Here is an 18507-nt window from a genome sequence, read left to right as displayed (position 1 = left end):
GCCCGATCTCATTGAGGCCGATATCGAGCTGGCCCTGAATGCGTGTGTCTACATTCCAGGCGGTTTCGCCATGGCGGATGGCCAGCACGCGAGCGGCGTCGCTCAAGGCTTGATCTCGACATTAACGCGGCGCGTCCCGGCTGACGGCACCGGAAAGCCGCGCAGCGCGGCGTCCAGCATGGCCGCCAGCACCGGGTCAGTCTCCACCCACGGCTCCTCGCTGACCGCGCGAGTTTCATACACGGCCACGTTGCTGCGCAGCTCGCGCATGACGATGCTGATTTCGCGGCGGTACTGCGGCGTGTCCATGCCGCCCAGCGGAAAACCGAACCCGAAGCCGAAACCGACATTGGCGCCGGCGCCACCGCTACCGCCGCCGATAAAGATATTCGGACTGCCATACGGGTAGGCGCCGTCCCAGTGGGAGCGCAGCAGAGGTTGGGAGCTGGCGCTGACCTGTACGCTGAAGGCCGCTGCCGACGGGTTGTGCTGCAGCCCCACTCTGGCCAGTGCGGCTTGGGCCAGGCCTTCGAGCCGGGCCTGTGCTGCGTCGGCTTGCTGCTGCGAGGGCAGACGCTCGAAGCGGTAAGTGCTGCCGGGCGCGGGCGGCGCCGGCGTCCAGCGCGCGAAGCTGGTGACATCGTTCTCGACCACGCGGGTGCTGGCACAGCCGCCCAGCAGGCCGATCACGGATGCTCCTAGAATAATAGCTGTAAGCGCTCGTCTCATAAAGCCTCCAGGCACAATTGGCTTGAATTACTGCAGTCCCACCACGGCCAGCCCTGGCCGCGATGGCGCGAAAAACTCCTCGACGTCGAAGGCCTTGTCGCCCTCCGGGTCCGGCATGCCGGTGCTGCGCAGGCCCTTGAAGTCATGCTGCTTGCCGTCCATCAGGTGCGAGGGCACGACGTTCTGCAGCGAGGTGAACATGTTCTCGAGGCGGCCGGGGAATTTTTTGTCCCACTCGCGCAGCATGTTGCCAACCTGCACACGCTGCAGGTTTTGCTGGCTGCCGCACAGGGTACAGGGAATGATGGGGAAGTCGCGCACCTGCGCCCACTTGATCAGGTCCTTTTCGGGCACGTAGGCCATGGGCCGGATCACCACATGTTTACCGGTGTCGCTGACCAGCTTGGGCGGCATGCCCTTGAGACGCGACGCAAAAAACATGTTCAGAAAAAAGGTCTGTAACATATCGTCGCGGTGGTGGCCCAGCGCGATTCTGGTCGCGCCCAGCTCTTCGGCGACGCGGTACAAAATGCCGCGGCGCAGGCGCGAACACAGCGAACACATGGTCTTGCCCTCGGGGATCACGCGCTTGACGATGCTGTAGGTGTCCTGGGTTTCGATGTGAAAAGGCACACCGAGCTTTTCGAGGTACTGCGGCAGGATGTGATCGGGAAAGCCCGGCTGCTTCTGGTCCAAGTTGACGGCGATCAGCTCGAAGTTGATGGGCGCGCGCTTTTGCAGCTTGAGAAGGATGTCCAGCATGGCGTAGCTGTCCTTGCCGCCCGACACACACACCATGACCTTGTCACCTTCTTCGATCATGTTGAAGTCCACAATCGCGCGGCCGACCTCGCGGCACAGGCGTTTTTCGAGCTTGTGTTCCTCGCGTTCGATCTTCAGGCCGGCCTTCGCGGGCGCGGCGCTGGCCTTTTCGGTATCTTCGCCGGCGCCGTTCATCAAGTCGTTCAGTACAGCACTCATATCGTTTCCATCCTTCAGGGTCACCATTGACCGGTTTCGACGCGAATGGCGACTTCGCAGTCTTCAAAAATCTCGAGCTTCGCAATTTTCACGCGCACACCGAGTACACCGGGCAAAAGCATCAACCGGTGCGCCAGCTTGCCAATCAGGCTTTCCAGCAGATTGACATGTTCGGCCCGGCACTCGTTGATGATGATCTGCCGCACCTTGCGGTAGTCCAGCACGTGGTGGATGTCGTCGTCGCTGGGCAGCAGCGGTTGCGTGCCCAGGTTGAGTTCGGCATCGACCTGTATCGGTTGCGGCGCGGTTTTCTCCTGCTCAAGAATGCCCAGGTTCGCGTCGAAGCGCAAACCGGTCAGCGTCAGTATCTGGTTGCCACTTGTATTAAACATCTTGGGTGTCGGCCTGCGGTACGTGTGTAGGAAGGCGCGCTCACATCAGTGAGAAATCACGCTCGAATTTCATCAGGTGCTGGCCGCCGTCAACCAGCAGCGTGGTGCCGGTGATGGAGCTGTTTTCCAGTGCAAATTTCACGGTGGCCGCGACATCGGCTGCGCTGGACGAGCGCCCCAGCGGCGAGAGCTTGTGCAGCGCCTCGAACTTTTCGTCGCTGAGCAGATGGCTGGTCAGCGTGAGGCCGGGCGCCACGCCGACGACGCGCACCTGGGGCGCCAGCGCCATGGCCAGCAGGGTGTTGGCCGCCTCCAGCGCCGCCTTGGACAGGGTGTAGCTGAAAAAATCGGGGTTGGGGTTCCAGAGCTTCTGGTCCAGCAGGTTAATCACCGCAAACCGTCCGGTTTGCCCAGCCACCGCGCCGGTAGCCTGCCGCGCCAGAGCGTGGGCATGCAGCGCCTGGGCCAGCACAATGGCGGCGCCGGTGTTGCTGCGCATGTGTTTTTCGAACGCGGCAAAACCAAAGCTGGCGGCGTTATCGTGTTCAAAGGTCGAGGCGTTGTTGACCACCGCGTCGATCTGGCCGAAGTGCGCGATCACCTGCGGCAACAGGCCTTGCACCTCGGTCTCGTCACTCAAATCAGCACGGAAATGGGCTGCAGCCCCCGCCAGTTTTGCGCAATCAGCTACTGTTTTGATAGCGTCCTGCTCCGAGCTGCGGTAATGCACAGCCACCCGCCAGCCGCCTGCGGCCAGCGCAAGCGCGATCTCGCGGCCCAACCGTCGGGCAGCGCCGGTGACGAGAACAACAGGGGAAGGCGGTACTGGTTTCATGCGGGTGGTGAGGGCTGGCCCCGGAGCGGGGCAATCGCCGACAATTCAGGGGTGACTCCCCCGACTTTGACGACACCCCCTAGTTTAACGAGCCCCCTGGCCGGCCGCATCCGCGAGGCCATTGCTGCGGCGGGTGGCTGGATAGGCTTTGACCGCTTCATGGCCATGGCGCTGTACACGCCGGGTCTGGGCTACTACACCCACGATTCCCGCAAGTTCGGCCTCATGCCCGCTTCGGGCAGCGACTTTGTGACCGCGCCGGAGCTGTCGCCGCGTTTCGGCCAGGCGCTGGCGCGGCAGGTCGCGCAGGCGCTGCAGGCCACAGCTACCGACGAGGTCTGGGAGTTCGGCGCCGGCTCGGGCGCGCTGGCGGCGCAGTTGCTGGAGGCCCTTGGCCCGCAAGTCAGGCGCTACACCATCGTCGATTTGTCCGGCAGCCTGCAGGCGCGGCAACGCGAACGCCTGGCGGCCTGGGGCAGCGCGGTGCGCTGGGTCAGCGAGCTGCCGGCGCAGATGCAGGGCGTGGTGGTCGGCAACGAGGTGCTGGATGCTATGCCGGTGCAGCTGTTGGCCCGTGTGGAAGGGGTCTGGCAGGAGCGCGGCGTGGCCGTTCACGACGGTGTTTTTGTACCGACGGATCAGTCGACGGCTTTGCGGCCTCCGCTCGACGTGGCGGGCAGCCACGACTACCTCACAGAGATCCACCCGCAGGCCGAGGCGTTTGTACGTACCCTGGCCGACCGGCTGCAGGCCGGCGCGGTGTTTCTGATGGATTACGGTTTTCCCGAACACGAGTATTACCACCCGCAGCGCAGCATGGGCACGGTCATGTGCCACCGCGGTCACCTGCTGGATGCCGATGCGCTGCGAGACGTGGGCGAGAAGGACATCACCGCGCACGTCAACTTCAGCGGCATCGCGCTGGCCGGGCAGGAGGCCGGCTTCCAGGTGCTGGGCTACACCAGCCAGGCGCGTTTTCTGCTGAATTGCGGGGTGCTTGACGGCATGGAAGGCGCGCCGCTGGCCGAACGCGTCATGGTGCAAAAGCTGGTGAACGAGCATGAGATGGGGGAGTTGTTCAAGGTGGTGGCCTTTGTGGTCGATTCGGCAGACAGCCCTTGGGATGGGTGGCAGGCGATGGGGTTTTCTGCGGGTGACCGGACCCATACTTTGTAAATTGCTGACTTGCTCGATGGTCCGGGGTCTGCCTGCTTGCCGGGGGTTGTCCGGCGGCAACTCACTTTTCTTTTGCGTCGCCAAAAGAAAAGGCGACCCGATGGTCTGGGTCCCTTGCGCTGCGCTCCGGGGCAACCTGCGGTGCTCACCAAAAGCGGGGTCTCGCTCGAACTCGGCTTCGCCTCAGACAATCACTAGCCCTGATTCGCTTTTGCCTGCGCTCCTCGGCCCAGCCCGACGGGTGGCGGAGAAGACAAACATCCAAATACCAATACCGAACTCCCCTCCGGAGTGCAGGAAGCGCGGAGCGCTTCCTGCACGGGAATCCCAACAGACCGTCATGTGTGCACGCAAGCGCAGCACACGCGGCCAAATGCGGCTCCCTTCTCTCGACCAGCGGGGCGAGGGAAGGGCGGGGGGTTGGGAGTGGGGAGTTGCGCCTGCTGCCCAATGCAGCCCACAGGCGCAGCGTGACACAAGGAATGCTTTCCGGCGGCCAGCTACTGGACCTGCGGCTCGATCCGCAAAGGAATCGTCACCGGGCCGTCATTGACCAGCTGCACCTGCATTTCGGCCGCGAACTGTCCGGTTTGCACCACCGGATGGACCAGCCGGGCCTGCCCCACAAAATAGTCGTAAAGCCGGCGCCCTTCTTCAGGCGCTGCGGCACCGGTGAAGCTGGGCCGGTTGCCGCCCGACACGTCGGCGGCCAGGGTGAACTGGCTGACCACGAGAAGTCCACCGCCGGTGTCTTGCACGCTGCGGTTCATCTTGCCTGGTTGACGTGCCCCCACGTTTGCCACTGCGTGTGCAGCACTGCCCCCCGGGGAGGTCGGCCGTGCTTGGGGCGGCCCGGCGCCCGGTTCATCGGCAAAAATCCGCAACTTCAGGATTTTCGCCAGCAGCTTGTCGGCCTGAGCCTCGCTGTCGCCGCGCTCCGCACACAGCAGCACCAGCAGGCCGGCAGCTATCTCGCCAGTCACCTCGCCACCCACCAGCACACGCGCCTGGCTCACCCGCTGGATCACGCTGATCAAATCAGGTCCTTTTCATCGTCGAAATGTGCTTCCACGTCGGAAGGCAGCAACTGGATGGTGGCGCGCAGCCCCGGCACGGCGCTCATCAGCGCCTGCTCGACGCTGGTGCGCAGCGCCGCCGCGCGGCCCAGAGACCAGCTGCCCGGCATGTGCATGTGCAGATCGACAAAACGCCGCTGGCCGGAGCGGCGCGTGCTCAGGTGGTCAAAACGAATGGTGGGGTGCTTGAACACGTCCAGTGTCTTGTGAATGTCGGCCAGCACCTCGGGCTCCACCGCCTCGTCCATCAGGCCCTGCGACGAGCGCCACATCAGGTGAAACCCCTCCCGGAGAATGTTGAGCGCCACCCCGATAGCGACCAGGGCATCGAGCCAGAGCCAGCCGGTCAGTGCCACCCCGATCAGGCCCACGACCACGCCGGCCGAGGTCCAGACATCGGTCACCAGGTGTTTGGCGTCGGCTTCAAGCGCAATCGAGCGGTGCAGCCTGGCCGCACCGAACATGACCCAGGCCAGCAAACCATTGAGAGCGGAGCTGACGATGGACAAAGCCAGGCCCCACCCGACTTGCTGCAGCGGCTGCGGATCAACCAAGCGGTGCCCAGCGGCCCAGACGATGGCCAGCGCCGCGCCCACGATCAGCATGCCTTCAAAGCCGGATGAAAAATACTCCGCCTTGTGGTGCCCGTAGGGGTGGTCGTCATCGGCGGGCCGCTGCGCAATGGTGACCATGGCGAGCCCGAAAATCGCGCTGGCCAGGTTGACGAAGGACTCCATCGCATCGGCCAGCAGGCCGACTGAGTCGGTGATGTACCAGGCTCCGGTCTTGAGCGCGATGGTCACCAGCGCAACCAGCACCGATGCCTGGAGCAGGCGCTGCGGGCTCAGGGACTGCAATTGCCGAAACTTCATTTGCCCATTGTGAATGATGTTCCCCTGCGTCCGTCATGGCGCAAAATGAGCATCATTCAGGAATCACGCATGAACCGAAACCTCCTTCGCCTACCGCTTCAACGCATCATCTTCACCCTCGCCTTTGGGTTTGGTGCGACCGGCGTGGGGCTTGCCATTGCCCAGGTGGCTCCTGGCGCTGCCGAAGTGGCACAGTACAAGGGCCTGCATGCCGCTTCCCATCAAGGTGATGCGGCAGAGATTGAAAAACTCGCTGCCAGAAATGCTGACCTCAATGCCCGGGACAGCAACGGCCGCACGCCACTGCATGTGGCAACTTTTGCAAAACAACGGGCGCCATCCGTGCGCTGGTGAAAGCCGGCGCCGGCATCAATCTACTCGACAAGGACATCTACGACGGCGTGACCATCGCGTCGGTGGCGGATGACGAGGAAACACTGAGGGTGTTGTTGGCCTCCGGCGCGAGCGCAAAGCTGGTAACCAGCCGCTACGACGGCACGGCGCTCATCGCTGCCGCACACCTGGGCCATGACGGTGTGGTCAGGCAGTTGATCGCGGCCGGCGCGCCGCTTGACCACGTCAACAACCTGCACTGGACGGCGGCCATTGAGGCCGTGGTGCTCGGCGACGGCGGCGTGCGCCACCAGAAGAGCTTGCAGGCGCTGATCGATGCCGGCGCGAATTTGCAGCTGGCCGACCGCCACGGCCTCACGCCACTGCAGCTGGCGCGCTCACGTGGCTACACCGCCATGGTGGCGGTGCTGCAAAAGGCCGGTGCGCGCTGACGCGCAAGCGCCCCGGTTCAGCCCAGCGACACTCGCGCAAACTTGCGTTTGCCGACCTGCACGACGTAGGTGCCGGCGCCCAGCTTGAGCGCCTTGTCGCTGATCACGCTGGAGTCCACGCGCACACCGCCGCCCTCGATCAGGCGGTTGCCTTCGCCAGTGGATGCGGCCAGCCCGGCCATCTTCAGCAGCGCGGCGATGCCCAGCGGTGCGCCGCCCAGCGTGACTTCGGGAATCTCGTCGGGTACACCGCCCTTGCTGCGGTTGATGAAGTCCTGCTCCGCAGCATCTGCTGCGGCAGCCGAATGGAAGCGCGCGGTAATCTCCTTGGCCAGCGCGACCTTGGCGTCTTTGGGGTTGCGCCCGCTCTCGACCTCTTTTTTCAGCGCGGCGATGTCGGCCTCGCTCCTGAAGCTCAGGAGGGTGTACCACTTCCACATCAGTACGTCGGAGATCGACAGCACCTTGGCAAACATGGTGTTGGCGTCTTCCGAAATGCCGATGTAGTTGTTTTTGCTCTTGGACATCTTCTCGACACCGTCCAGGCCCTCAAGCAGCGGCATGGTCAGGATGCACTGCGGCTCCTGGCCGTATTCGGCCTGCAAATGGCGGCCCATCAGCAGGTTGAATTTCTGGTCGGTGCCGCCCAGTTCCAGGTCGGACTTGAGCGCCACCGAGTCATAACCCTGCATCAGCGGGTACAAAAACTCATGCACGCTGATCGACTGCCCGGCCTTGAAGCGGTCATGAAAGTCGTTGCGCTCCATCATGCGCGCCACGGTGTATTTGGCGGCGAGCTGGATCATGCCGCGTGCGCCCAGCGGATCGCTCCACTCGCTGTTGTAGCGAATCTCGGTGCGGGCGGGGTCCAGCACCAGCGAGGCCTGCTTGTAATAGGTGTCCGCATTGGCCTTGATCTGCTCGGGCGTGAGCGGCGGGCGGGTGGTGTTGCGGCCCGAGGGGTCGCCGATCAGCGAGGTGAAGTCGCCGATCAGGAAGATCACCGTGTGCCCGAGGTTCTGCAGCTGACGCATTTTGTTCAGCACAACGGTATGGCCGACATGAATGTCGGGCGCGGTCGGATCCAGCCCCAATTTGATGCGCAGCGGCACGGCGGTAGCCGCCGAACGGGCCAGTTTTGTAAGCCATTCGCTCTCGGGGATCAGCTCTTCGCAGCCCCGTAGCGACACCGCCAGGGCTTCCCTGACGCGGTCCGTCACCGGGAAATTTGTAACAAGCTCTTGATTCATAAGGGTTTTTCACAGGTCGGGCAGTTGTCTGACAGATATAATCGCTTTTCTGCCATAGTCAGAGGCCGGCCGCAGCTGGCCCGCAAATTGCAAACCAATTCTAAGTTGTTGCCGCCACGCATTTCTTCTCCTGGCTGCACAACACCTTCATTCGTCGCCGCTGGCCACCGTTGTGCGTGTCAGCTGGTTCTATAAGTTGGGAACTTCAGTTTGACCAAGAACGATTTATCACGCGGCCTGCAGGCCTTCTCCGGTGTTCTTCTACGCCACCCCAAAAGAATCACAGCCACCCTGGCAGTCCTGCTGCTCGGCACGGGCGTGACCGCGTTCGGCGTGGCGCCGCTGGCACCGGATGCCGCCGACCTGCCCGTTCGCCAAGTGCTGGAGGCCGTTCAGGCCCTGCCCACCGACATCCAGACCGACGCCCTGGGCGATTTCCGCTACACGCTGTTTCGCAGCGAAAGCACCCGCAGCAGCGATACCGCCGACGCACTGCTCAAGCGGCTCAATATTGACGACGCTTCCGCATCGGCCTTTTTGCGCAGCGACGCCAATGCGCACCTGATCCTGTCCGGCCGCCCCGGCAAAACCGTCACCGTGGAGGCCAGCGACAGCCAGCAACTGCTCAAGCTCAGCATGCGCTGGCCGACCGACGACGAGGCCCTATTCAAGCGACTGGTGATCGAACGCACTGCTGCAGGCCTGAGTTCCCGTATTGAAACGGCGCCTTACACAGCGTCGGCGCGACTGGCCAGCGGCAGCATCCAGAGCTCGCTGTTTGCTGCCGCCGATGACGCTCGTATTCCTGATGGTGTGGCGGTACAAATCGCCGAGATTTTTTCGGGTGACATCGATTTCCGCCGCGCCCTCCGCAAGGGCGACCGCTTCAACGTTGTTTATGAAACACTGGAAGCCGACGGCGAAGCCCTGCGCACCGGCCGTGTACTCTCCGCGGAATTCGTCAATGCCGGAAAGACTTACCAGGCCATGTGGTTCCAGACCCCTGACCAGGGCAAGGGCGGTTACTACACGCTGGACGGCCAGAGCCTGCGCCGCGCCTACCTGACCTCGCCCGTCGAGTTCTCGCGCATCAGCAGCGGGTTTTCCATGCGTTTTCACCCCATCCTGCAAAAATGGCGAGCTCACCTGGGCACCGACTTTGCTGCGGCGACCGGCACAGCGGCACGTACCGTGGGCGATGGCGTGGTCGAGTTCGCCGGTGCGCAAAACGGCTACGGCAACGTGGTGTTCGTCAAGCACCGCAACGGCCATGAGACGGTGTATGCGCACCTGAGCAGGATTTCCGTTCAGCGCGGACAGACTGTGAGCCAGGGCCAGACCATCGGCCTGGTCGGCGCCACCGGCTGGGCCACCGGCCCGCACCTGCATTTTGAGTTCCGTGTCAACGGCGTCCATCAGGACCCGATGATGATCGCCAAACAGAGCGAAACCATCCCGCTTTCGGCGGCCGCCATGCCGGCTTTCCGCGAGCTCGCCACTGGCGTCAGGACCCAACTGCTGGCCGCTGCCTCCATTTTGCAGACTCGGGCTGAATAGATTGGCCCCCACGGTCGCTCACTTCGTGTAGCTCCCTGCCCCCCGAGGGGGCCGCTGCGCCTGCGGGCCGGCAGAGCCGGACCCGCGGCCCCTGCTTGAAAAGAGAAGAGCCCCCACGGTCGCTCACTTCGTGTAGCTCCCAAGGCCTTGCAGGCCGCAGCTCGCGAGACGCTTCGCCTCTGTCGCCTGTCCAAAGCTGATCAAGCAGCTTTGGAGCCGCAGGCGCCAGCCCCTCAGAGGCCGCTGCCTCTGCTTGTAAACAATACCGCCCCCACAGCCGCTGGTTTGGGGTGCAGGTGTCCCTCGTTCCGTGCGGCAAAATGGCTGCATGCGCAATCACTATATTGGCCTGATGTCGGGCACCTCTCTGGACGGTGCAGACGGTGTGCTGGTGGATTTTTCCGCTGGCCGGCTTCGCGTGATGGGCGTTGCGACAGAACCCTTTTCCGACGTCTTTCGCGCTGAGCTGCTGGCATTGAATTTTCAAGGCCCCAATGAGCTGCATCGCGCAGCCATCGCCGCCAACCAACTGGCTCGTGTGTATGCCGGTGTCGTGCGCTCCCTGGTGGCGCAAGGCGCTGCTGGGGGTATTGATGCCAACCAGATCGAGGCCATCGGCGCCCACGGGCAAACCGTGAGGCACCAGCCGGCACCCTTGCGGGCGGGCGACGGCGGCTACACGCTACAGCTCAACAATCCGGCCTTGCTGGCGGAACTGACAGGACTCCAGGTGGTGGCAGACTTTCGCAGCCGCGATGTCGCAGCCGGCGGCCAGGGCGCGCCGCTGGCGCCGGCCTTCCACCGGAACGTGTTTGGGCGCGCAGATGCCACCGTCTGCGTGCTCAACCTCGGCGGCATTTCCAACCTCAGCGTGCTGCCGCCTGCTGATACGGCGCCAGTCCTCGGCTTCGATTGTGGGGCCGGCAACGCCCTGATGGACGCCTGGTGCCACCGCCACACCGGCCAACCATTTGACGCGGGCGGCGCCTGGGCAGCCAGCGGCAGGCTGATCCCGGCCTTGCTGGCAAGTTTGCTGGACGAGCCCTACTTCACCCTGCCGCCCCCAAAAAGCACGGGGCGGGACCTGTTCAGCCTGACATGGCTGGATCAAAAGCTGGCTGCCTTTGCCGCAGAGCGCCCGGAAGACATCCAGAATACCTTGGCAGAATTCACCGTGGTCCCTTGTGTATCGGGCGTGACACGTTATGGAATAGATAGCAAGCAACTGATTGTCTGTGGCGGAGGAGCCTTCAACGACCACCTTCTGCGACGCCTGCAGGCAGGTTTGCCATCACTGCGTGTCAGCGCCTCAGACCAGCACGGCTTGCCTCCCCTCCAGGTAGAGGCCGCCGCCTTTGCGTGGCTGGCCCGACAGGCGATATTGCGACAAGCTGGCAATCTGGCCAGCGTCACCGGCGCTGCCGGCCCCCGCGTTCTGGGTGCAATCTACCCGGCCGGGCCGGACTGACTCGCGTGATCCTGGACCCCTAGCGTGCAGTCGTACAGACCGGGCGCTGGAAAGCAAAAAGGCCGCCATAAGGCAGCCTTTTTCAACAACGCGATACGCTCAGGCAGAAAAACTGGACCCGCAACCGCAGGTGCTGGTGGCATTGGGGTTTTTGATCACGAACTGGGCACCTTCGAGGTCGTCCTTGTAGTCAATCTCGGCGCCCACCAGGTACTGGTAGCTCATGGCGTCGATCAGCAGCGACACGCCGTTTTTGGTCATGGTGGTGTCGTCTTCGTTGGTGATTTCGTCGAAGGTAAAGCCGTAGGAAAAGCCCGAGCAACCGCCGCCTTGCACAAACACGCGCAGCTTCAGGTCGGGGTTGCCTTCTTCGGCGATCAGGTCTGCCACTTTGGCAGCCGCGCTGTCGGTAAAGACAAATGGGTCGGGCATTTCTGTCTGGATGTTTTCAGCTACTGCACTCATGGGAGGCTCCGTTCTTCACAAATCGTTCAGGCCATCGTACAGCAAGTCCATCAACCACAAAGGCTGCGCTGGCTTAGAGCCGGCCAAAACCGCTGTTGGTGACTTCATCGCTGGGTTTTTCAACGTTGTTGGCCGCAAGCTTCAGGAGCGGCTTGTCGCTGACTTCATGGTCGATGGGCCGCAACTGACCAAAGATGATGGCGCCCTGGTGCATTTCAAGCGCCTTGTAGGCCACATCGCCCTGTATTTTGGCCTTGGGCTGCAATTCGAGCAGTTCGGTGGCATGTACCGGGCCCATCACCCGCCCATTGATGATGACGTGGTCGGCATGGATATGGCCAGTGACACAGGCAGACTCGCTGATTACCAGAATGCTGGGGCTGCCTTCGTTGGCCCGGATGTTACCAATCACTTCGCCGTCGATGCGCAGGCCGTCGGTAAACTTGAGGTTACCCTCAATGCAGCTGCCCTGGGCAATCAGGCTGCGAATGGAGGGCTGGGCTTTTTTTCCAAACATGGGGAATTCCTGACAACACTACAACTTGATGGCTTGCACGGAGCGCGTGACAGTTCCTTCGACGAGCTTCGCTGTAATCGTTTGTACCACGGCATGGGGTGGCAAGTCGAGGACACCTTCCACGCGGCGGTACTGTTTGAACTGTAAAGTCTGCGCGCCGCCGGACAGCCCCGTGGTCCATGGCTCGTCGGCCAGTGTTCCACTGAATGTAAGTTCCAGCTTTCCGTTGAAGACCGGTGCGTCCTTGACGGGCTGGATCACCAGCACCTGCCACTTGAGCTGCATGTCGGAAAGTTTTTCAGCCTGAAGGCCACGGATCGTCGCACTGTCAACGCCCCCGGCTGGCAGCAACTTTTCAAAAAAGCCCAGATCGTCCCGCAGCAGCCGGTTGTCCGATTCCAGTTGCCTGATCTGGCCCATCATCTTTTCCTGCGCGGCTTTTTCGGCGGTTAGCAGACTGCCTGAAATGTTGGCGATCGACTGCGATTTTTCGCGCTCGGCGCGGAGCTCGGCGACTTCTTCGCGTAGCTTGCTTAATTCCAGCTTGGCGGCCCTGTCGAGCCCGGCAATACTGACACCGAGCTCGAAGGTCCACAGCGCGATGGCGGCAGAAAACCCAAGCATCACCGCGCCCATCGCCCAGCGCAGCGGCCAGGGCATGGCACTGCGTATGGCCATGCGCGGGGAACTGATGGTCAGGCGACGATGAAACAGGCGAAATTTCAAGGGCTCATCTTGCGGTTTTTACTTCAGGAGGGTGCATTGTGCACGCAGATGCGGCCTGAACCCATCCGTCCCTGGTGCCCGCCGGTAAAGCGCAGGTAAGGGTTTGCATCCCGCGGCAACCGGCAGTCCCTTGCAACAACCATGAAAAAAGCCGCTTGGCGTAAACCAGACGGCTTTTTCGGGAACAGCAGAAACGTCTTAGCGCTTGCTGAACTGCTTGCGGCGACGTGCCGAACGGAAGCCGACCTTTTTACGCTCGACTTCACGCGCATCACGGGTCACGAAACCAGCCTGGCTCAGCGCGGGCTTCAGGGTGGTGTCGTAGTCGATCAGCGCACGGGTAATGCCGTGGCGGATCGCGCCGGCCTGGCCGGACTCGCCGCCGCCGTGGACGTTGACCATGATGTCAAACGTCTCAACGTGGTTGGTCAGGTGCAACGGCTGTTTGCAGATCATGATCGAGGTTTCGCGGCCGAAAAAGGCCTGAATGTCCCGGTCGTTGACGGTGATCTTGCCCGTGCCTTTTTTGATAAACACGCGGGCGACGCTGGATTTGCGGCGGCCGGTGCCATTGTTCCAATCACCGATCATTTGGCGGCTCCTGCGATTTCAAGCACTTTAGGCTGTTGGGCGGTATGCGGGTGCTCTGCGCCACCGTAAACCTTGAGTTTCTTGATCATGGCGTAGCCAAGCGGGCCTTTGGGCAGCATGCCCTTGACGGCTTTTTCGAGGGCGCGGCCTGGGTGCTTGGCCTGCATGTCCTTGAAATTGGTCGCCGAGATACCGCCGGGATAACCGGAATGGCGGTAGTAGATCTTGTCGGTCGACTTGGCGCCGGTGACACGAAGCTGGGCTGCGTTGATGATGACGATGAAGTCACCGGTATCGACGTGAGGCGTGTAAATGGCCTTGTGTTTGCCGCGCAAACGGAGAGCAACTTCGCTGGCTACTCGTCCGAGGACCTTGTCGGTCGCGTCAATCACAAACCACTCATGCACCACGTCAGCGGGTTTTGCGCTGAAAGTTGTCATGGTTTACTTTTCAAAAGTTGGTTTGAGCAGCCCTTTTCCACGGTCGGTGTTTCTCTGATGGAAACCTCTTAGGTGGGAAATATTGCTTCGCCGCGGGGCCAGCCAATCGCTGCGAAGCCCTCGATTATACAAAGTCGGTGCCTATTCCGCCAGTCCTGGCCCGCCAAAGGCCAAAACCAGGCCTGAAACCCCTGGAATTTGCAGCTGTTCTGCATCTGCGCGTTGTTCTCCACACACAAGGGCAGCGTAGCCATGCCGGGTTTCTGGCCCTCGCGGTCAATACACAGGGGTCGGCCCTGGCGGCGCCCGTTAACATAGCCCCATGTTTAGTTATCGCCACGCCTTCCATGCCGGCAACCACGCCGACGTGCTCAAACACACCACGCTGATCGCGTTGATGAAGTACCTGACCCAGAAAGACACGGCGCTGACGGTGATTGACACCCACGCTGGTGCCGGCCTGTACCGGCTGGACGGCGACTACACAGAAACCAGCGGCGAAGCGCAGGAAGGTGTTTTCAAGCTATTTTCCACGTTAAATCCGCCCTCAGCCCCCGCTAAACGGTCACCGGTAGCTACAAAAACTGTAGCAAAGTTGAAGCCCGACGCCACTGGCGGAAGCGGCAAGGCACCGGCCAGTCAGGCGCTGGCGCCAGCCCTGCAAGACTACGCCGACCTGCTGCGTGGCCTGAACCCGGCCTTTGCCGAAACCGGCGACCTGGCTCACCTGAAGATTTACCCTGGTTCCCCTTTCATTGCACAGCAGTTCCTGGGTGGGCGTGACAAGCTCAAGCTGTTCGAGTTGCACCCCACCGATTTCAAGTCGCTCACTGGCAACATTGAGCAGCTGGGCGTGGGCCGGCAGGTCAGCGTCACGCGCGAGGACGGTTTTGAGGTGCTGAAGACCTTTTTGCCGCCGCCGGCGCGTCGCGCCATGGTGCTGTGCGACCCGAGTTACGAAATCAAGACCGACTACGGGCGGGTGGCAAGCTGCATGGCGGATGCTGTCAAGCGTTTTGCCACCGGTACCTATGTGGTCTGGTACCCCATCATCCCGCGCCCCGAAGCGCACGATCTGCCGCGCAAGCTCAAAACCCTGGCGACCAAAGCCGGCCGCCCCTGGCTCAACGCGACCCTGACAGTCAAGTCCAGCAAGCTCACCACCGACGAAGCCGGCGAGGTCAAACGACCCGGCCTGCCAGCCAGCGGCATGTTTGTGATCAACCCGCCGCACACCCTCAAGGCCGAACTCCAGGCAGCCCTGCCGCAGCTGGTAACGCGCCTGGGCCAGGACCGCAACGCCGGCTTCACGCTGGACCACGGCGGCTGAACCAGCCGGCAACAGGACGGGGCCATGGCTGTGATTCTGGTGGTGGAAGACGACGGTGCGATTCGCAATAACATCGTCCGCCTCCTGGGCCTGGAAGGTTTTGACACGCTGGGCGCCAGCGACGGCCAGGCCGGCCTGGCGCAGGCGCAGACCCGCGCGCCCGACCTGATCATCTCGGACGTGAACATGCCCGGCATGGACGGCTTTGCGCTGCTGGCAGCGGTGCGCGCCGATACCGCGCTGGCAACCACACCTTTTGTGCTGCTGACCGCACTGGACGACCGCGCCAGCATGCGCCGCGGCATGACCACGGGCGCCGACGACTACCTGTCCAAACCCTTCACCCGCAGCGAACTGCTGGACGCTGTCGACGCGCAGATCCGCAAAAAAACCCGTGTCGAGGAACACATCAACTCAGGCCTGACCGCGCTCGAAACGCGGCTACGCGCTTCGTTCGCCGACAACATAGGCGGTCGCCAGGCCGGCGCCTTTGCCGTGCCGTTGCCGGTGGCCGGCAGCGACACCGGCCACGCGCTGGAGGCCACCGTGCTGGTCTCCACCATCCGCAACTTCACCTCCCTGGCCGAAAAACTCGACGCCGCTGAGGTGTCGCAGTTGCTGACCGAGTATTTCGACCGGGCCTGCCAGCCGGTGCTGAAAAACGGCGGCCACCACCTGACGTTTGTGGGCGATAGCCTGATGGCCGTGTTTACCGACACGCCTGGCGGCTCGCCGCTGCCGGCGCCGCGCCGCGCCATCTCCGCCGCACTGGCCATGGCGTTGGCGACCCATGAATTTCGTGCCTGGCTGGAACAGCGTTTTCCGGCACGCGGCCTGCCGCCGTTTGCCATCGGTGTGGGCCTGCATGGCGGAGAGGTCAGCCTGTGCCGCATGGGCGCCGGCGACAGCCAGGACCTGACGCCAGTGGGCGACACGGTGAAGCTGGCGGCGCGCCTGGAGGCGACCACCCGCGAGCGCGGCTGGACCGTGCTGGCCAGCAGCAGCGTGCTGGCGCAGGCCGGCGCAGGCATCCAGACCGGCACACGCGACAGCGTGGCCGTGCGCGGCAGGTACGCCAACCTCGATGTGATCGAGATCACCGGACTCACCACGCAGCTCGACGACAAAATCCACGGCATGGCCAGCCTGACGGAGCGCGCCGACGAGGTCAGCGCCGCGGTCCGAAGCAACTCCGACATCACGGCACGCGCCGTCAAGGACGCGCTGCAGTCCAAGCTGGCGGCCATCAAGTCCCTGCGTTTTGACGCGGATGCCGAGCCGATACGCCTGAAAGGTTACCGCGTCACGCGCAAGATAGGCGCGGGCGGCATGACCGAGGTTTACCTGGCTGAGCGCGAAAGCGACGGGTTGCCCATTGTGCTCAAAGTGCTGGACTCGCGCGGCAAGGAGGCGTCAGAGCACCTGGTGCGTTTCATCCAGGAATACGCGCTGCTGTGCAGGATCGACCACCCGCATGTCATTCGTATTCACGACCAGGGCTTCACCGACGACCACGCCTATATCGCGATGGAGTACTTCGAGCGCGGCGACATGCGCGCGCTGCTCGGCTCCGGCATGACACGCGAGCGGGCGCTGACGGTGGTGCAACACATTGCCCAGGCGCTGTCGGCCATCCACCAGCAAGGCATCGTGCATCGCGACGTGAAGCCGGAGAACGTCATGCTGCGCAGCGACGGCTCGGTGGCGCTCGCCGACTTCGGCATCGCCAAGTCCATGCTGCAGGCCGACAGCCTGGGCCTGACCCAGACCCGGCACGGCGATGTGGTGGGGACACCGTATTACATGAGCCCCGAGCAGGCGGGCGGTCGGGACGTCACTGCAAGTTCAGATCTTTACAGCCTGGGCGTGATGTTTTTCGAGATGCTGGCCGGCCAGCGCCCGTTTGTCGCGGAGTCGCTGGAGTTGCTGCTGGCCAAACACCTGCATGCCGAAACCCCGGCCCTGCCGCTGGCCCATGCGGCGCTGCAGCCCATCGTCAACAAGCTGATGGCCAAGGACCCGCAAGCACGTTACGCCTCGGCCGACGCCCTGCTGGCGGATCTGGCGCGGGCCGTCTGATACAGGCATCCGCCACCTTGGTCGATAATTAACCGACCGATCGGTCGGTTAATTGATATACTGGCGGCACATCGCTTTTTCAGCGACCCCGCGACAGGAGACAAGCCGTGTACACCCAATCCCTTGACGTGCCCGATGGGTCGGCGCCCGCGCTGGCGGCCGTGCCGGCCGCACCCGACGCGCTGCAGACCCGTTTCGACGAAAAAATCGACGCTGACCAGAAGATCGAACCGCAGGACTGGATGCCCGAGGCCTACCGCCGCACCCTGGTGCGTCAGATCAGCCAGCATGCCCACAGCGAGATCATCGGCATGCAGCCCGAAGGCCAATGGATCTCGCGGGCACCCTCGCTCAAGCGCAAGGCGATTTTGCTGGCCAAGGTGCAGGACGAAGGCGGCCACGGCCTCTACCTGTATTCGGCCGCCGAGACTCTGGGCGTAGGCCGCGACACACTGCTCGATGCACTGCACAGCGGCAAGGCCAAGTACAGCTCCATCTTCAACTACCCGACGCTGCAATGGGCCGATGTCGGCGTGATCGGCTGGCTCGTTGACGGCGCAGCCATCATGAACCAGGTGCCGATCTGCCGCTGCTCGTACGGGCCGTATGCGCGCGCGATGATCCGCATCTGCAAGGAAGAAAGTTTTCACCAGCGCCAGGGCTTTGAAAGCCTGATGGTGCAGATGCAGGGCACGCCCGAACAACGCGCCATGGTGCAGGACGCGGTGAACCGCTGGTGGTGGCCGGTACTGGCGATGTTCGGCCCGCCCGATGCCGACAGCACCAACGGCGCGCAGGGCATGCGCTGGGGCATCAAGCGCATCTCCAACGACGACCTGCGCCAGAAGTTTGTCGATGCCACTGTGCCGCAAGCCGCGATTCTGGGCGTGACGCTACCCGACCCCGATCTGACATGGAACGAAAAACGCCAGCAGCACGATTACGGCGCGATCGACTGGGACGATTTCTGGGCCGTGGTCAACGGCAACGGCCCCTGCAACAAGGAGCGCCTGGCCAATCGCGTGAAGGCACATGAAGACGGCCAGTGGGTGCGTGATGCAGCGCAGGCCTACGCAGCCAAACAGCGGGCACGGGCACTGAAGGAGGCGGCATGACGAAGAGCCCTCACCCCAACCCTCTCCCAGCGGGAGAGGGAGTCAGGCAAAACGACTGGCCTCTTTGGGAAGTATTTTTGCGCTCCAAACAGGGTCTGGAGCACAAACACTGCGGCAGCCTGC

At 63.0% G+C, this 18507-nt stretch carries 19 protein-coding genes and 2 pseudogenes; 8 read left to right on the top strand and 13 right to left on the bottom strand.

The genetic code is table 11. The annotated features are described in order from the left end of the window. The 5 genes from ACESMT_RS00325 to ACESMT_RS00305 all read right to left on the bottom strand — a co-directional run. The coding region (locus ACESMT_RS00325) for a histidine phosphatase family protein (RefSeq protein ID WP_372824128.1) at positions 1-106 on the bottom strand (106 nt) is incomplete at its 3' end. Then, positions 103-729 carry a DUF4136 domain-containing protein gene (locus ACESMT_RS00320; protein ID WP_372824124.1) on the bottom strand — a complete coding sequence of 209 codons (627 nt, stop codon included), beginning with the start codon at positions 727-729 and terminating at the stop codon, positions 103-105. The genes ACESMT_RS00325 and ACESMT_RS00320, both read right to left, overlap by 4 nt. Before the next feature lie 27 nt (positions 730-756). After that, positions 757-1686, bottom strand: a complete 930-nt coding sequence (gene ttcA, locus ACESMT_RS00315) for a tRNA 2-thiocytidine(32) synthetase TtcA (RefSeq protein ID WP_372824126.1) — start codon at positions 1684-1686, stop codon at positions 757-759. 44 nt (positions 1687-1730) lie between these two features. Then, entirely contained in the window at positions 1731-2102 is a 372-nt protein-coding gene (locus ACESMT_RS00310) for a dihydroneopterin aldolase (protein WP_372824122.1), read from the bottom strand. 40 nt (positions 2103-2142) lie between these two features. Then, positions 2143-2937: an SDR family oxidoreductase gene (locus tag ACESMT_RS00305; protein WP_372824120.1), complete on the bottom strand. Its 795-nt coding sequence runs from the start codon at positions 2935-2937 to the stop codon at positions 2143-2145. A gap of 66 nt (positions 2938-3003) precedes the next feature. On the opposite strand from ACESMT_RS00305, the gene ACESMT_RS00300 reads away from it, so the two are divergent. Continuing rightward, on the top strand, positions 3004-4113 hold the full coding sequence (locus ACESMT_RS00300; RefSeq protein ID WP_372824118.1) for a class I SAM-dependent methyltransferase: 1110 nt from the start codon (positions 3004-3006) through the stop codon (positions 4111-4113). A gap of 500 nt (positions 4114-4613) precedes the next feature. Here ACESMT_RS00300 and ACESMT_RS00295 read toward each other — a convergent pair whose 3' ends face one another. Together ACESMT_RS00295 and ACESMT_RS00290 are read right to left on the bottom strand one after the other, a co-directional pair. Continuing rightward, the gene (locus ACESMT_RS00295; RefSeq protein WP_372824117.1) at positions 4614-5150 is read right to left on the bottom strand and encodes a D-aminoacyl-tRNA deacylase; all 537 of its coding nucleotides are present in this window, start codon (positions 5148-5150) and stop codon (positions 4614-4616) included. After that, positions 5147-6061: a cation diffusion facilitator family transporter gene (locus tag ACESMT_RS00290; protein ID WP_372824115.1), complete on the bottom strand. Its 915-nt coding sequence runs from the start codon at positions 6059-6061 to the stop codon at positions 5147-5149. The genes ACESMT_RS00295 and ACESMT_RS00290 overlap by 4 nt, the downstream gene beginning before the upstream one ends. A gap of 69 nt (positions 6062-6130) precedes the next feature. Here ACESMT_RS00290 and ACESMT_RS00285 point away from each other — a divergent pair. Beyond that, positions 6131-6846, top strand: a pseudogene (locus tag ACESMT_RS00285) (ankyrin repeat domain-containing protein). Between the two features lie 17 nt (positions 6847-6863). Here the strand turns inward: ACESMT_RS00285 and tyrS are convergent. Then, on the bottom strand, positions 6864-8096 hold the full coding sequence (gene tyrS / locus ACESMT_RS00280; RefSeq protein WP_372824113.1) for a tyrosine--tRNA ligase: 1233 nt from the start codon (positions 8094-8096) through the stop codon (positions 6864-6866). Positions 8097-8306: 210 nt separating this feature from the next. Between tyrS and ACESMT_RS00275 the strand changes: the two genes are divergently transcribed. Both ACESMT_RS00275 and ACESMT_RS00270 read left to right on the top strand, forming a co-directional pair. Continuing rightward, positions 8307-9653: a peptidoglycan DD-metalloendopeptidase family protein gene (locus tag ACESMT_RS00275; protein WP_372824111.1), complete on the top strand. Its 1347-nt coding sequence runs from the start codon at positions 8307-8309 to the stop codon at positions 9651-9653. 328 nt (positions 9654-9981) lie between these two features. Beyond that, the gene (locus tag ACESMT_RS00270; RefSeq protein ID WP_372824109.1) at positions 9982-11121 is read left to right on the top strand and encodes an anhydro-N-acetylmuramic acid kinase; all 1140 of its coding nucleotides are present in this window, start codon (positions 9982-9984) and stop codon (positions 11119-11121) included. Between the two features lie 99 nt (positions 11122-11220). Here the strand turns inward: ACESMT_RS00270 and erpA are convergent, their stop codons facing one another. The 5 genes from erpA to rplM all read right to left on the bottom strand — a co-directional run bounded on the left by erpA (position 11221) and on the right by rplM (position 13860). Beyond that, entirely contained in the window at positions 11221-11586 is a 366-nt protein-coding gene (erpA, locus tag ACESMT_RS00265) for an iron-sulfur cluster insertion protein ErpA (protein WP_372824107.1), read from the bottom strand. Positions 11587-11659: 73 nt separating this feature from the next. After that, complete coding sequence (locus tag ACESMT_RS00260; protein WP_372824105.1) at positions 11660-12103, bottom strand: polymer-forming cytoskeletal protein; 444 nt, start codon at positions 12101-12103, stop codon at positions 11660-11662. Between the two features lie 18 nt (positions 12104-12121). After that, positions 12122-12829: a DUF6776 family protein gene (locus tag ACESMT_RS00255; protein WP_372824103.1), complete on the bottom strand. Its 708-nt coding sequence runs from the start codon at positions 12827-12829 to the stop codon at positions 12122-12124. 198 nt (positions 12830-13027) lie between these two features. Continuing rightward, positions 13028-13420 (bottom strand): 30S ribosomal protein S9, encoded by a 393-nt coding sequence (gene rpsI / locus ACESMT_RS00250; protein WP_372824101.1) that lies wholly within the window; start codon positions 13418-13420, stop codon positions 13028-13030. Then, complete coding sequence (gene rplM / locus ACESMT_RS00245) at positions 13417-13860, bottom strand: 50S ribosomal protein L13 (protein ID WP_372824099.1); 444 nt, start codon at positions 13858-13860, stop codon at positions 13417-13419. Before rplM ends, rpsI begins: the two co-directional genes overlap by 4 nt. Positions 13861-14182: 322 nt before the next feature. Here rplM and ACESMT_RS00240 point away from each other — a divergent pair, with 322 nt between their 5' ends. The 4 genes and pseudogenes from ACESMT_RS00240 to ACESMT_RS00225 all read left to right on the top strand — a co-directional run. Then, positions 14183-15190 (top strand): 23S rRNA (adenine(2030)-N(6))-methyltransferase RlmJ, encoded by a 1008-nt coding sequence (locus tag ACESMT_RS00240; RefSeq protein WP_372824097.1) that lies wholly within the window; start codon positions 14183-14185, stop codon positions 15188-15190. A gap of 24 nt (positions 15191-15214) precedes the next feature. Continuing rightward, a complete protein-coding gene (locus ACESMT_RS00235; RefSeq protein WP_372824095.1) occupies positions 15215-17269 on the top strand; it encodes a protein kinase in 2055 nt (684 codons plus the stop codon). A gap of 107 nt (positions 17270-17376) precedes the next feature. Then, positions 17377-18384, top strand: coding sequence for a 1,2-phenylacetyl-CoA epoxidase subunit PaaA (gene paaA / locus ACESMT_RS00230; protein ID WP_372824093.1), 1008 nt, complete (start codon positions 17377-17379; stop codon positions 18382-18384). Next, positions 18381-18507 (top strand): annotated as a pseudogene (locus ACESMT_RS00225) (1,2-phenylacetyl-CoA epoxidase subunit B); the annotation flags it as partial. The gene paaA and the pseudogene ACESMT_RS00225, both read left to right, overlap by 4 nt.

The sequence above is a fragment of the Polaromonas sp. genome (assembly GCF_041689105.1).
Lineage (GTDB): Bacteria > Pseudomonadota > Gammaproteobacteria > Burkholderiales > Burkholderiaceae_C > Polaromonas.
The sequence above is the reverse complement of the archived record's forward strand: the minus strand, read 5'-3'. Positions and strand labels throughout refer to the sequence as shown.

Excerpts from the sequence above, each read along its gene's own strand:
- ACESMT_RS00320 (WP_372824124.1), bottom strand. The coding sequence starts at position 729 with ATGAGACGAGCGCTTACAGCTATTATTCTAGGAGCATCCGTGATCGGC.
- ttcA (WP_372824126.1), bottom strand. The coding sequence starts at position 1,686 with ATGAACGGCGCCGGCGAAGATACCGAAAAGGCCAGCGCCGCGCCCGCG.
- ACESMT_RS00310 (WP_372824122.1), bottom strand. The coding sequence starts at position 2,102 with ATGTTTAATACAAGTGGCAACCAGATACTGACGCTGACCGGTTTGCGC.
- ACESMT_RS00305 (WP_372824120.1), bottom strand. The coding sequence starts at position 2,937 with ATGAAACCAGTACCGCCTTCCCCTGTTGTTCTCGTCACCGGCGCTGCC.
- ACESMT_RS00290 (WP_372824115.1), bottom strand. The coding sequence starts at position 6,061 with ATGAAGTTTCGGCAATTGCAGTCCCTGAGCCCGCAGCGCCTGCTCCAG.
- tyrS (WP_372824113.1), bottom strand. The coding sequence starts at position 8,096 with ATGAATCAAGAGCTTGTTACAAATTTCCCGGTGACGGACCGCGTCAGG.
- ACESMT_RS00270 (WP_372824109.1), top strand. The coding sequence starts at position 9,982 with ATGCGCAATCACTATATTGGCCTGATGTCGGGCACCTCTCTGGACGGT.
- erpA (WP_372824107.1), bottom strand. The coding sequence starts at position 11,586 with ATGAGTGCAGTAGCTGAAAACATCCAGACAGAAATGCCCGACCCATTT.
- ACESMT_RS00260 (WP_372824105.1), bottom strand. The coding sequence starts at position 12,103 with ATGTTTGGAAAAAAAGCCCAGCCCTCCATTCGCAGCCTGATTGCCCAG.
- rpsI (WP_372824101.1), bottom strand. The coding sequence starts at position 13,420 with ATGATCGGTGATTGGAACAATGGCACCGGCCGCCGCAAATCCAGCGTC.
- rplM (WP_372824099.1), bottom strand. The coding sequence starts at position 13,860 with ATGACAACTTTCAGCGCAAAACCCGCTGACGTGGTGCATGAGTGGTTT.
- ACESMT_RS00240 (WP_372824097.1), top strand. The coding sequence starts at position 14,183 with ATGTTTAGTTATCGCCACGCCTTCCATGCCGGCAACCACGCCGACGTG.
- ACESMT_RS00235 (WP_372824095.1), top strand. The coding sequence starts at position 15,215 with ATGGCTGTGATTCTGGTGGTGGAAGACGACGGTGCGATTCGCAATAAC.